A 13,339-nucleotide genomic window follows, 5' to 3' on the forward strand; every position below is an offset into this window, starting at 1 on the left:
GCTGCTGCTGTAGCAAGCGCCCCAATGTGGCGTTCGGTGCGTCCAACGCACCGAACGCCACATTGGGTGCGTTGGACGCAACCAACGCCACATTGGGTGCGTTGGACGCAACCAACGCCACATTGGGGCGCTGGGGCGCTTACTGCACCACGGTGTAGGACAGGGCCTTGATCGCCGTGTACTCCTTGGCCGTCGGGTCCGGGTTCGTGTGGCCGAACGTCACCGACGCGACCGACGTGCCCGCGGGCGCTTCGAACGCCACGTTGCCCGCCTGCACGGTGGCCGCGACCTGCTGGGTCGAGCCGTCGTCGAGCTGGGCCGTCAGCGTGTAGCTCGTCGTCGCGGGGGAGCCGGTGAAGCTCACCCGGACCCAGTGCGCCGGTGCCGTGAAGTCGATGCGGACCGGGTCGGTGTTGCACACGTCCGCGCCCGCCTGGCCCGAGCTGGTCAGGAAACTGCCGAAGCTGCCCGCGGTGCGCAACGCCACCGCCGTCGCGTCCTTGCAGCCCGGCGGCGCGTTCTGCGTGTCCGCCGACAGCTTGACGCCCTTGGCCGCGTACAGGTCGCCGGAGATGATCCGGTTGCCCGGGGGTGAGCCGTCCGGCAGGCGGCTGAAGTCCACCAGCCGCGCCCCGCTCGGGGTCGCCGTGCTCGCGGACGACGACGCCGCCGGCGCCGAAGACTGCGCCGGTGGCGGCGAAGACGACGGCTGCGCAGCCGAAGAAGCCGATGACGCCGGCTGCGAGGGCGAGGGGCTGCCCGGCGCGGACGGCGCTCCGCCGGGAGCCGCCGGCTGGCTCAGCGGCGCGACCTGCGCCGTGGGTGTCTCCTTGCCGCTGCGGATCAGCAACGCGCCACCGAGGGCGGCCCCGGCGAGGACCGCGACCCCGGCCGCGACGGTGGCGACCCGCAGCAGGCCGCCCGCGATCCGCGGCCGCTGCAGGAAGGTCACCGGCCGTTCCGCCTCGACGTCGCCGGCGTGCGCGCGCAGGGTCAGCCCGCGCCGCGCCTCCTGGCCGGTCAACGGCGGATCGGCCCGCACGACGACTTCGGCGCCGGCCGACATGCCCGGTTCGAGGTAGACCTCGCGGGGCCGGAACTCGAAGCCGACCCGGTTCTCCTGGTCCCGCCCGGCCAGGGCGACGGCCAGCGGTGTGTTGCCCTCGTTGGCCAGGTTCAGCACGTAGAGCCCGTTCTTGCCGCCGGTGACGATCTCCGGCTGCACGCCCAGCGTCAGCCCCGGAGCCGGGCGCACGTCGAGCGGCAGCTCTTCGCACCGGGAGACCTCCCGCTGGTACGGCGACCGCACCAGGACACCCAGCGCGTACGCCCCGGCGACCATCCCACCGTGGTCCGGCACGCTCACCCGCAGCCGGACCGTGCCCGTCTCCATCGGCCGCAGCTTCATCACGGCCGGTTCGGCCGAGAACAGGTCGTCCCGCGGCAGCCCGACGACCGTCGTGCCGAAGTGCTCCACGACGCGGCTCGCGTTCTGGATGGTCACTTCGAGCTCGGCGGACTCGCCGGGCCCCAGCGTGAGCCGCTCCGGCGTGAACGTGACCTTCAGTGCCCCGGCCATGGGTCAGCGCCAGTACTCGAGGATGTAGCCCCGGCGGTCGGAGCGCTTGTTGTCCCGGCCGATGAAGCACTGCTTGCTGTACTGCCGGGCGACGATCAGCCCGCGGACGGCGTCGGCCTGCGAGGTGAACGCTTCCATCAGCATGCCGCCGTCCCGCAGCGACCACCAGCGCCCGTCCGCGTCGTTGACCTCGACGATCGTCAGGTTCGAGCGGTTGAACGAGAGGCAGTCCTCGTTCGACACCGGCCCGGCGACACCCCGGCCGCCCTTCCAGTACTCCATCAGCCAGCGCGACTTCTTCGGGCTGTTCCGGCTGTCGAAGCAGTGCTGGGTGAAGCCCCGGGCGACCGACAGCGCGTTGTCCGCGTCCTGCCGGTTGTCCAGCGTGGCCATGAGGTGGTTGCCGCTGTCGACCAGGGTGAACCCGGCCGCGCCCTTGTCGACGATGGTCAGCTGGTTCGGGTCGTGGCTCACGCAGTCCTCCGGGGACGGCGGCGGCAGCGTGCTGGTGAAGGTGGCGCTCACGGCCTTGTCGGCGTCCATGGTCACCGTGCACGGACCCGCGCCGGAGCAGGCGCCACCCCAGCCCGAGAAGGCGAAGTCCCGGCCGGGCTGCGCGGCCAGGGTGATCGACTGTCCTTTGTCGACGGTCACGGTGCAGGTCGACGGACAGCTGATCCCACCGCCGGTGACACTCCCGGTCCCGGTGACGTTCACGGTCAGCCGGGCCTTCGGGATCTCGCTCACCGTGAGGCTCACGGACGTGGTGGCCTGCTGCCCGTCGGGCATGGTGGCCTGCACGCTGACCTGGTACGTCCGCGCGGTCGCCCAGTGGTGCACGACGAGCGCGCCGTCGCCCTGCGTGCTGTCCCCGAAGTCCCAGTGCGCGGTGGCCGGGGCGGTGCCGTGCTGGTCGGCGACCTTGGCCGTGACGTCCTCGCCGGCCATCGGGCTGCTCTTGCTCAGCGTGACCTGCAGGACCGGCGGCTCCGGGGGAGTGGTGCTCGGCGGGACGCCGGGGTCGGTCGGCGGCCCCGGGACGTCCGTGCCGGGCGGGAACTGGCCGTCGGTGGGCGGGATCCCGCCCGGCGGCACCTGGCCGTCGGTGGGGGTGACCTGGCCGCCCGGCGGGACCTGCGTGCCGCTCGGCGGGTTGTCGGTGCTGCCGGGTGACGCCGGCGGCGGCTGCTGGCCGGTCGGCGGCTGCGGTGCGGGTGCCTGGCCGCTGTCGGAATGCACGCCCTTCGCCGGGTCCTTCGGGTCGTACTTCGCGATGTCCCGCTTGGTGCCGTCCAGGTGGATGACGCCGGCGCGCTCGGTCGCGGGGTCGTTGAAGAAGACGATGCCGTCGCGGGTGAGCAGCTGGAACGTCGTCGGCGGGGTGAGCACCTGGGTCTTCGCGATCACCGCGGGCCGGGTGAGGTCGACGATGTAGACCTGGCCGGTCGTGTAGTCCGGGACGAACAGCCGGTCACCCGCCTCGACCGCGGCACCGAGCCGCCGGGTGGCGGCGTCGAGCGGGACCGTCGTGTCGCACGTGGCGGCGCCGAGGTCGCAGATGTCGAGAACGCCGCGGGAGGCGACGACGTACAGGCGGTCGCCGTGCGGTGAGCCGCTGATCTGCAGGGCGTCGTCGGGACGCAGGTCGAGCGGGATCGAGCCGGTGGTTTCGCCGCTGAGCGCGTCGACCGTCGTGGCGGTGCGCTCGGCCGGGTTGACCACGACGGGGTTGCCGTGTGCGACGGTGAGCAGGTTGCGGCCCGGGCGGGTGAACTGCCGGTGGGTGACGCGCTTGCCGTCGGCGATCCGGGTGAGGTCGCCGGTCGCGTCGTCGAGCGTCCAGAGCCGGTCGGCGTCGTCGAGCGCCGCCGTGCCGGCGGCGAGCTTGGCGGCCAGCGGCAGCGGCTCGCCACGCGGCTGGAGCGTGCGCGGGTCGCTGCTGGCGAGCAGCCCGCGCTGACTATCCAATGTGTACAGCGTGGTGCGGCCGGCGAACGCGGTCAGCCCGCCGCGGGCCGCGTCGATCGGGGCGACCGGCGGGGTGGCGTCGTAGGTGGCGCCGTCGACGCGGCGCACGGTCCCCGCGGTGCGGTCGACCGCGTAGGCGGTGGAACCCTGCTGGACGACGTCCACGGCGTGGCCCGGTGTGGCGACCTGGACCTGGGCGGCGACCTCGGCCGACGGGCCGTCGAGCAGCGTCAGCTGGCCGACGTTCGACGACGCCAGCCACGCCGAGCCGGACAGCAGCCGCACGTCCTGCTCCGGGTACCCGGCCCCGGCGACGGCGATCCCGCCCACCGCCACCGCCGCGGCGAGCCCGAGCAATCCGCCCCTCGCCCAGCGCCGTCGCAGGAACCCGAGACCAGCCATCACCACGTCATCCCCTCGGTCATCCCCTTGTCAGCTTTTCCAGCGCCCGCCGCCGGCGGCGGGCATCGCGCCGCCGGTCGAACAGCGGGCGCGGGTCGAACCAGGCCCGCAGCGCCACGAACGGCCCGCGCGTGCCCCGCAGCTCGCGGCGCAGCCGGGCGTCCAGGCCCCAGGCCTCGGCGACCGCCGTGTCGTCCGGTTCCACCGGGCTGTACACCGCGGCGGTGACCAGCGGCGCCAGCAGCGCGACGGCACCGGCGCGTTCGCCGAGCACCTCGCCCGCCTGGTGCGCGACCTCGCCGGCGGTCGACGACGCCGAGACGCGCACCCCGTTCTCGGTCAGCCGGTCGGTGGTTTCCTGCCACGCGCCGGTGATCCGCGCGGCCCGGCTGCCGCTCCGGCGGGCCCGGCGCCGCCGGACCTTCTCGACGGCCACCGCGATCGGCGTGAGCAGCACCAGCGCGCCGAGTCCGATGAGGACGATCAACGCCCAGTCGAGCGCGCTCAGCCGGCCGCCGGCGAGCTTCGGCAGGTCGGGGTCGACGCCGACCTGCGACGCCTTGCCGTGGTCGTCGGGCCGGTCGTTCGCGGTGTTCCCGGCCGGCGGGGTGTCCGGCTGCTTCGGCGCGACCCCGCCGTGCCGCAGCGGGTCCGTGGGGTCGAACGCCACCCAGCCGTAGCCGGCCAGGTGCACCTCCGGCCAGGCGTGCGCGTCGGCCGAGGTGACCGTGTAGGTGCCGTCCTTGAGGCGCGCCGGGTTCAGCAGGTAGCCGACCGCCACCCGGGTGGGGAACCCCTGCGAACGGGCCAGCACGGCGAACGCGGCGGCGAACTGCTCCGCGTAGCCCACCTGATCGGCGGGGTTGGCGCCGAAGAGGCGCCGCAGCGCGTCGTAGGAGTGGCCGGGCCGCGCGTCGAGGCTGTAGGGCAGCCGGCGCAGGCGCTCCTGCATGGCCATCAGCTTGGCCCACGGCTCGTCGACGGCGCCGGCCAGCGCCGCGGCCTGTTCCTGCAGTTCCGGCGGGAGCCCGGGTGGCAGGGCCGAGTCGTGGCCGTCGTCGGCGGCGGGCACCGCGTGCTCCAGCCCGTCCTTGCGGCCGACCTGGGTGACGAGGTCGTAGGCGAGCCCGGACAACGTCGGCGCGTCCGTCGCCAGCACCCCGGACTCCGCGCTGTAGCCCACGCGCGACGCGGTGGTGCGGACCGGCTCGCCGGCCTCGGGCAGGTAGGGACCGGACAGCCCGCTGATCCGCACGCTGAGCGACACCTGGCGCGGCGCGGTCAGGCTGTCGCTCGCCGGAAGGCTCTTCCCGGCCAGCAGGAACCGGTCGTGCGCCGCCCAGAGCGCGCCGTCGTAGTCGTCCAGCGCGGCGGTGCGGACGCGGTCGACGCCGGCCGGGTCGCCGGTGAAGCGCACGGTGAACAGCTCGCGGGCGGGTGCGCGCAGCTGGCTCTTGAGCGTGGCCAGCGGCGAGATCGTGTCCCCGATGTCGAGCTGCACCGGCAGGACCGTCCGCGGGTCGAACCGGTGCTGCCCGGTGGCGAGCGGGAGGTAGTGCATCCCGGCGAGCCCGGCGGCGGCCGCGACGAGCACGACCGGCACCCCGAACGCGAACCGGCCCCAAGCGGCGCGGGTGTCGGCGATGCGCGCGGCCGGATCGGCCGCGCCGGCGCGGGCCAGGACCAGGGTGAGCACGGAAACCAGGAACGCGCCCACGGGCAGGAACCCGCCGAGCGGGTGACCGGCGGTGAACAGCAGCGCGACGACGAAGGTCAGCAGCGGCGGAACCGCCGGTGCCAGCAGGGATTTCGTGCGCACCACGAGCGTCGCCGAGACCGTGGCGGCGATCCAGGTCAGCAGGGCCGGGGTGAACACCAGCTCGGGCGTGGCGTCGGCGGGGAGCGTGACGCTCAGCATCCGCGCCCAGCCCGACGTCAGCCCGGTGCCGAGGCCGCGCAGCGTTTCCCAGGTGGGCACGCCGTGCCGCAGCGTGGTGTGCCCGACCGCGAACACCGCGACCGGCAGGAAAGCGAGCAGGCAGGCCAGCAGCGTCGCCCATGTCCCCAGGCGCCGGGCCCCGGCGACGCCGGCGGTCAGCACGCCGCCGCCCGCCGCGACGAGCAAGGCGATCAGGAAGTCCAGGCCGCCGAAGAACGACAGGTACGGCAGGGCGGTGGTGGCCACCGCGACGGCGGCGAGGACCAGCTGCGGGTAGGCCGCCGCGCGCAGCACGCGTTCCACGGTGGACGACCGCGGCCTGGCCGGACGGCGACCGCCGTCGTCGGCGAGCGCGGTCTGGGCGGCTTCCACGGTCTGGGTGATCCGGCCGCCGTCGGCGGGTTCGCCCCGCGGGACGGTCTCCTCGCGGATGCGGACGGGGGTGGTGTGGCCGGTCGTCATGACGTCCGCGTCAGCTTGTTCCAGGCCTGCACGAACTCCTCGGTGCTGTGCGCCATCAGCGTCACGATCCCCGGCAGCCCGGTGGACCAGGCCTCGGGCCGCTCGGAGAACTGGACCAGGCTGGCCATCAGGAAGTGCCGCCGGACGACGGGCAGCACGCTCAGCGTGCGCGGGTCGGGCTCACCGGTCACCACGCCGAGCGAGACGCTGTCGTCGAGGGTCACCATGGACGGCAGCGCGGCCAGGCCGGGGTCGCCGGGGGAGCGTTCGGCGGCGGCCAGCAGGTCCATCGCCGCGAGGACGCCGCCGCTGCGCCCGTCGCCGGCGACCGCGCCACCCGCCGTGGTCCGCAGCTCCAAGGGGAAGCCGCCGCGGATCGCCGCCACGGCCAGCGACGCGGCCGCGCTGACCGCGTACTCGAACGTGGCGTCGGTGTAGCCCGCCGGGCTGGTGTCGAGCACGACCAGCAGCCGCGGCTGGTTCGGCACGACGTTGTGGCGCACCATCAGCCCGCCGGTCCGCGCGGTGGACTTCCAGTGGATCAGCCGGTAGTCGTCGCCCGGCACGTACTCGCGCAGGCTGTGGAACGCCACCCCGCCCTGCGGCGCGTAGCTCGACGTCGGGCCGTCCATGTCCCGCGTCTGCCCGGTGGGCACCGGTTCCACCCGGTGCAGTTTCGGGTGGACGTACAAGGTGGAGTAAGTGGAGTAGGTCTTGCCGACCTGCATCAGCCGCAGCGGGTCGGTGTGCCCGATGGTCAGCGGGCCGACCTGGTAGATGCCGCGTTTCCCGGTCGGCAGCGGGTAGTTCGCGGTGTGCTCCTGACCGGGCCGCAGGCTCGGCACCGGCACCTGCAGCCGGCCGCCCGCGACCGTTTCGCCGGCGAGGATCGGCGGGCTGCGCCGCCGTGCTTCGTTCGTCAGCGTGAGGACACCGAACGCCTCCTCGCCCGGCGACACCCGTTGCGGCCGGACGTCGCGGACCGCGGCCAGGTCGGGGCGCAGCAGCATCCACGCGGCCGCGAGCAGCAGCGCGGCCAGGCAGGCGAACCCGATGGCCACCAGTTCCGGGTAGTCGGCGAGCCAGCCGAGCGCGAGCAGCGCGACCGCGGTGGCGGCCAGCAGGAGTCCCGATCCGGTGGGCATCGCGCGTCACACACCGGCCGGGGACTGCGGCACCGGCACGGCCGCGAGGATGCGGTCCACGATGCCGTCGGCGGTGAACTCCTGCACCGCCGCCTCCGGGGTGAGCACCAGCCGGTGGCACAGCACCGCCTTCGCCATCTGCTTGACGTCGTCGGCGGTGACGAACGGACGCCCGTCGACGGCGGCGCGCGCCTGCGAGGCGGCCGCGAGCGCGTTGCTCGCGCGCGGGCTCGCGCCGAGCTTGAGCTGCGGGATCGTGCGGGTGGCGTTGGTGATCGTGACGATGAAGGCCTGCAGCGCCGGTGCCACGTACACCCCGCGCACGACGTCGATCATCTGCTGCAGCTCTTCGACGGTCGTGACCGGCCGCAGCTGTTCGGGCAGCCGGCGGGCGACGGCGTCGGCGACGATCCGGACCTCGTGCTCCGGGCTGGGGTAGCCGATCCGCAGCAGCATCATGAACCGGTCGAGCTGCGCTTCCGGCAGCGAGTAGGTGCCCTGCTGGTCGACCGGGTTCTGGGTGGCGATCACGAAGTTGGGGCGCGGCAGGGCGTAGGCGACGCGGTCGACGGTCACCTGGCGCTCGGCCATCGCCTCCAGCAGCGCGGACTGCGTCTTGGGGGAGGCGCGGTTGATCTCGTCGCCGAGCACGATGTTGGCGAACACCGGCCCTTCGCGGAACTGGAATTCCCGCTTTTCGGAGTCGTAGATCTGCACCCCCGTGACATCGGAGGGCAGCAGGTCCGGAGTGAACTGAATACGGTGCATCGAACCGCTGATGGAATGGGCCACGGCCTTCGCCAGTGAAGTTTTGGCGACACCGGGAACATCTTCGACAAGAATATGCCCCTCGGCGAGCAGCCCGACCACCACGTTCCACACCACGTTCGTCTTTCCGTGGATGAAATGCTCGATGTTGCGGACAAGATCGTTGCAGCGCCGCTGAACCCAGCCGACCCGCTCCCCGAGGTCAGTGCTGTAGGTCATTCGCTCCCCCAGGCTCCGGGTGTTCCGGAGCAGAAGGTTACTCGATTTCCGCCGGGCGTCCATGTCCGTTCGGGCTAAAATCCGTCCGCCGAATACCGATTTGACGTCGGCCGGGGGATCACCGGGCGTCCCCAGTACGGTTGGCCGGTGAGCTATCCCCTCGGTATCGACGTCGGGACCACGTATACGGCGGCCGCGCTGTGGCACGACGGGCGGGCGCAGACCGTGCCGCTCGGCGACCGGGCCAACGCGGTGCCGTCGGTGCTGTTCCTGCGCGAGGACGGCGCGGTGCTGGTGGGCGAGGCCGCGGCCCGGCGCGGCGTGCTCGAACCGGACCGGATGGCGCGGGAGTTCAAGCGCCGCATGGGCGACGACGTCCCGGTGCTCCTCGGCGGCCGCCGCTTCCCGGTGCACGAACTGACCGGGCGCGTGCTGCGGACGGTCGTCGAACGCGTTTCCGAGCAGCGTGGCGGACCACCGGGACACGTGGTGCTGACCCATCCGGCCGAGTGGGGCGACTACCGGAAGCGGCGGCTCGCGGAGGCGTCGCGCGCGGCCGGGCTGACCGACGTCGGCCTGCTGCCGGAACCGGTGGCCGCGGCGACCTGGTACGCGGCCCAGGAACGCGTCGAACCCGGCGCGCTGATCGCCATCTACGACTTCGGCGGCGGCACGTTCGACGCGAGCGTCGTCCGCAAGACCGCCGACAGCGTGCAGATCCACGGCGAGCCCGGCGGTGACGACCGGATCGGCGGGATCGACTTCGACCACGCGCTGTTCCGGCGGGTCTGCGCGAACGCCGGGGTGGACCCGGCGCGGTTCGACCCGGGCGACGGCGCGGCCGCCGCGGCGCTGGCGCAGCTGTTCGCGTCGGTGGTGGAGGCCAAGGAGGCGCTGTCGGCGGACATCGAGGTGCGGGTTCCGGTGGTGCTGCCCGGAATCACGCGCCAGGTGCTGGTCACCCGGGCCGAGTTCGAGGACCTGATCCGGACCCGCCTGGAAGGCACGGTCGGGGTGTTCGGCCAGGTGATCCGCCGCGCGGGGGTCTCGCCGTCGGACCTGCACGCGGTGCTGCTGGTCGGCGGGTCGAGCCGGATCCCGTTGGTGCGCGAGCTGTTGTCCGCCGAGCTGGGCATCAGGGTCGCGGTCGACGCGCACCCGAAGTACACCGTCAGCCTCGGTGCCGCGATCGCCGCGGCGCCGCGCGTCGCCGGCCCGCCCGCGGTGGTGCCGGGGCCGGTGCGGCAACCCCGGCCGCCGGTGCCGGTGCCGGGCCGTCCGGAGGTGAGCGCGCCGGTCGACCTGGTCCGCACCGGGCTGACCGGCGCCCCCGACGTGCCGGTGCCGGTGGTGCTGGTCCCGCCCGGCACCGCCGCCCCGCGGGAGGTGCTGCGCACCCGGGGGAACGCCGGCGTTCCGGCGAAGGGGCACGGCAGGCTGGTCGCCGTCCTGGTGACCGTCCTGGTGCTGGGGATCGTCGCGGCCGTGGCGTTCTTCGTCACCCGGCCGGCGGGCGACGCCGCGCCGAAGTCCCCGGCCCGTCCGGTGCCGGGCGGACCGGGCGCCGCGGCGGCGGGCACCCTGGAGCTGACCGGCGAGCTGGTCGTCCCGCCGGACGGCGCGGACGTCATGCGCGCGGTGGCGCGGCTGCCGTCCGGGACGCTGGTGGCGGTGGGGTTGTCCGCCGACCAGAAGCCGCGCGCGTGGCTGCGCCGTCCCGGTGCCGCGGTGGCCGCGGTATCGCCGCCGGGAGACGGGCAGGCGGCGCTGGCCGACGTCGTGGCTTCCGGGCCGGGCGTGGTCGCGGTGGGCTGGACGGGCGGCGGTCGTGACCGGCGGCCGGCGGTGTGGCTGTCGGCGACCGGCGAGCAGTGGCAGCTGCTGCCCGCGGGCGGTTCGTTCGTCCCCGGCGGCGGGGTCACCGAGCTGACCGCGGTCACGGCGGGCGGCGACGGGAAGCTGTACGCGGCCGGCGTCGACCGCGGCGGCGACCCGGCCGACGGCGACGTCGCGATTTTCGCCTCCGCGGACGGGAAAACGTGGGACCGGCTGCCGGCCACCGGGCTCGGCGGGCCGGGCCCGCAGGCGGTCACCCGCCTGATCCGCACGGCCGGCGGCCGGTTCCTCGCGGCCGGGTCGGCCCTGACCGGCGCGCGCCGCGGCCCGGCGCTCTGGACGTCCCCCGACGGCGTCGCGTGGACACCGGACGCGTCGGTCCCGCCCGGCTCGCCGTCGCTGCTCGGCCTGACCCAGCAGGCCGACGGCACGGTGCTCGCGTGCGGCTCGGTCGGCGCGGCGGACCAGCCGGCGGCCGGGTGCTGGACCCGCCGGGACGGCGAGGCGTGGCGACCCTGGACGGTCAAGGGCACGCCGTCGCCGCTGTACCTCTACGGCCTGGTGTCCACTCCGGACGGTGTGGTGCTCGCCGGCGCGGGCCGCGACGGGTCCACAGTGGACGCCGGGCTGTGGACGGCGCACCCCGGCTGAGCGGGCGCCCGGGCTCGCCGAATGTCTTGAACGACTCGTTCCTGTCGTCGGATGTCCTGAACGAGTCGTTCAGGACATCGCGCCGCATCGTCGTCACGGGCCGGGTGGGACGCACGGCACCAGCGGCGCGGGCGGTGGGGCCGAACGGTTCGCGGCCGGGATGCCGACCAGCTTGCCGACGAAGTCGGTGGGGTGGGCGATTAGCTCATCGAGCAGGGCCAGCACCGCGGGACGCGGGTGGACGACGACCGGCGTGACGGTGATCGGCGGCCCGCCCGGGATGAGCGGCAGGCCGAGGTCCGGCACCGGGATGGTCCGGTCGGCGAGCTCGGGCGCGGTGGCGGCCTGCGTGCGGGCGTCGGCGACGTAATGCGCGATCCAGGCGTCCACTTCGGACGCCATCACGTCGGTGAGCGTGCCCCAGTGCCAGTCCTCTTGGGGATCGTTCATGCCGGGCACCTCCCGCGGCACGTACCGCTCGATCGCCGCGTACGGCGGGGTGCCGAACTCCTCCACGAGCTTCTGCTGCGCCCACACGAGGTCGGGTGGCTCTTCGCCGGTGGCCACGTACTGCAGCTCCGCCCGCCGGTCGGCCGGGTACTGGGCCTGCTCGGCGGAGACGAGCTGGTGTTCCCCGGCCGTCACCGAGACGAGCTGGTGCGGCGCGACACCGCGGTTCATCAGGTAGGTCGCGACGGCTTCGGCCCGCCGCGCGCCGAGGGCGTCGTTGTACTGGTCGGTCCCGAGCGGGCAGGTGTGACCGACGATCCGGAGCACGATCTCCGGGTGCGCGGTCAGGTGGTCCGCCGCGCGGTCGAGCGCGGTGGCGGCGGCGGGGTCGAGCGCGGCCGAGTCGAAGGCGAAGTGCACGACGCCGGGCCGGTCACCCGCGGGCCGCCCATGGTCGCGCCCGCGGATCTCGCCGAGCGCGCGGGCCCGCACCAGCTGTTCCCGTGCGGTGATCACGGCGAGTTCGGCCTGGTCGCGGCTGGTCGGGCTGCAGGCGAGCCTGCTGTCGCCGAACGCCTGCCACGGCGCCGGGTGCGCGTCGCTGGCGACCCACAGGCCGCGTTCGTTGTCGTGGTCGTGCAGGGTGCCGCTGATCGCCCCGGAGATGCCGAGCCCGAACAGCGGCTCGAACTGCGCGTGGATCCGGTCGTCGAGGTAGGCCAGCACGGCGCGCAGGATGAGGTCGAACTCCTGGCGCGCGAGGAAGGCCGGCGCGTTCATCTGCCGCGCGAGGTCGTCGGTGAGGGCCTGGGTGATCCGTTCGCGGACGTGGGCGACGAACGCGGGGAGCACCCGCGGCGTGAAGTCGTCCTGGTACCAGGCGACGATTTCCGCGCGCGGCGTGCGGACGTGCCCGGCGGAGAAGGAGTCGGTGAGGAAGTGCTGGCCGAAGGCCTCGGTGAGCTGGGCGGTCTGCCAGCCGGGCTCGCTGCCGTCGATCCCCGCCTGCATCGCCGCCGCCAGCGCGGCTTCGTGGTGCCCGCGCCAGGTGTCGATCGCGGTGCCGCCGCCGGCGAAGTGGGCGATGTTGTGCATGGCCAGGTCGATGTACCGGCTGTTGCCCGCCTGGTCCCCGGTCGGTGTGGGCAGCCCGGCCGGGATGGGCCCGCGCACGCCGTCGTGCTCGAGCCGGTGCCGCAGCCGCGCCTTGCCGTCGGGCGTGGCCACGGCGGCCTGCAGTTCGCCGACGGAGCCGTACTCGTCCCCGGCCAGCGCGACGACTTCACCCCACGTCAGGGTCACCCCGCCGCCGAGGTCGATGTCGGCGTAGGTGGCGTCGCCGAGCTGTTCGTGTTCGAAACCGGAGAAGCGGTGCAGGCCCGCTTGCTGTCCACTGTGGACGTCACTGGTCCGCCCGGCGGCCAGCAGCCCGGCGACCCGTTCGGCTTCGTGTTCGGCGGGGTGGTCCGGAGTGCTGACCGACAGCGGCCCGCTTCTCGTGGCGGCGGGCTGCTGCAGGGTGTGCGTGACCTCGTGGGCCAGCAGCCGGTACCCGGCGGCGGAGCCGGGATCGTAGTGCCCGCGCCCGAAGTAGATATCGGTCCCGACGGTGAAGGCATGGGCGTTGACCCGCTCGGCCAGCCCGGCGGCGGCCGAGCCGGTGTGCACCCGGACGTCGGCCAGCGAGGCCCCGAGCCCGGCTTCGAGGCTGTCCCGCTGCCCGGCGGGCAGCGGCTGCCCACCGGAGGGGAGGCTTTCGGCGAACCCCGCCGGAGCCTCCCCGGCGGCGGACCGGTAGAGGCGGCCGAGGGCGCCGTTCCCCGGCCCGGCGGCCACCCGGACCGGCTGTGGTTCGGGGACCGGCACCGGGACGGCGCCGGCCCGGGCCCGCTCACGCGGTCGCTGTCGGCTCATCGTGCG

7 protein-coding genes are annotated in these 13,339 nt (G+C 74.3%); 1 reads left to right on the top strand and 6 read right to left on the bottom strand.

The genetic code is table 11. The features are described from left to right. Window positions 1-139: 139 nt before the first annotated feature. The 5 genes from AB0G28_RS40540 to AB0G28_RS40560 are packed head-to-tail and all read right to left on the bottom strand — an operon-like array spanning window position 140 to window position 8,482. On the bottom strand, window positions 140-1,579 hold the full coding sequence (locus AB0G28_RS40540) for a hypothetical protein (RefSeq protein ID WP_361102448.1): 1,440 nt from the start codon (window positions 1,577-1,579) through the stop codon (window positions 140-142). Between the two features lie 3 nt (window positions 1,580-1,582). Beyond that, a complete protein-coding gene (locus AB0G28_RS40545) occupies window positions 1,583-3,949 on the bottom strand; it encodes a PKD domain-containing protein (protein WP_361102555.1) in 2,367 nt (788 codons plus the stop codon). A gap of 19 nt (window positions 3,950-3,968) precedes the next feature. After that, window positions 3,969-6,350, bottom strand: coding sequence for a transglutaminaseTgpA domain-containing protein (locus AB0G28_RS40550; RefSeq protein ID WP_361102451.1), 2,382 nt, complete (start codon window positions 6,348-6,350; stop codon window positions 3,969-3,971). Beyond that, window positions 6,347-7,495 (bottom strand): DUF58 domain-containing protein, encoded by a 1,149-nt coding sequence (locus AB0G28_RS40555; protein WP_361102454.1) that lies wholly within the window; start codon window positions 7,493-7,495, stop codon window positions 6,347-6,349. The genes AB0G28_RS40550 and AB0G28_RS40555 overlap by 4 nt, the downstream gene beginning before the upstream one ends. A gap of 6 nt (window positions 7,496-7,501) precedes the next feature. Beyond that, window positions 7,502-8,482: a MoxR family ATPase gene (locus AB0G28_RS40560; protein WP_361102457.1), complete on the bottom strand. Its 981-nt coding sequence runs from the start codon at window positions 8,480-8,482 to the stop codon at window positions 7,502-7,504. 147 nt (window positions 8,483-8,629) lie between these two features. Here AB0G28_RS40560 and AB0G28_RS40565 point away from each other — a divergent pair, with 147 nt between their 5' ends. After that, window positions 8,630-10,969 carry an Hsp70 family protein gene (locus tag AB0G28_RS40565; protein ID WP_361102460.1) on the top strand — a complete coding sequence of 780 codons (2,340 nt, stop codon included), beginning with the start codon at window positions 8,630-8,632 and terminating at the stop codon, window positions 10,967-10,969. Window positions 10,970-11,062: 93 nt separating this feature from the next. Here the strand turns inward: AB0G28_RS40565 and AB0G28_RS40570 are convergent, their stop codons facing one another. Further along, window positions 11,063-13,333 (bottom strand): DUF4157 domain-containing protein, encoded by a 2,271-nt coding sequence (locus AB0G28_RS40570; protein ID WP_361102463.1) that lies wholly within the window; start codon window positions 13,331-13,333, stop codon window positions 11,063-11,065. Window positions 13,334-13,339 lie beyond the last annotated feature (6 nt).

The organism is Amycolatopsis sp. NPDC021455, from assembly GCF_040640995.1.
Lineage (GTDB): Bacteria > Actinomycetota > Actinomycetes > Mycobacteriales > Pseudonocardiaceae > Amycolatopsis.

Coding starts and splice junctions, on each gene's coding strand:
- AB0G28_RS40540 (WP_361102448.1), bottom strand. CDS start 1,579: ATGGCCGGGGCACTGAAGGTCACGTTCACGCCGGAGCGGCTCACGCTG.
- AB0G28_RS40545 (WP_361102555.1), bottom strand. CDS start 3,949: ATGGCTGGTCTCGGGTTCCTGCGACGGCGCTGGGCGAGGGGCGGATTG.
- AB0G28_RS40550 (WP_361102451.1), bottom strand. CDS start 6,350: ATGACGACCGGCCACACCACCCCCGTCCGCATCCGCGAGGAGACCGTC.
- AB0G28_RS40555 (WP_361102454.1), bottom strand. CDS start 7,495: ATGCCCACCGGATCGGGACTCCTGCTGGCCGCCACCGCGGTCGCGCTG.
- AB0G28_RS40560 (WP_361102457.1), bottom strand. CDS start 8,482: ATGACCTACAGCACTGACCTCGGGGAGCGGGTCGGCTGGGTTCAGCGG.
- AB0G28_RS40570 (WP_361102463.1), bottom strand. CDS start 13,333: ATGAGCCGACAGCGACCGCGTGAGCGGGCCCGGGCCGGCGCCGTCCCG.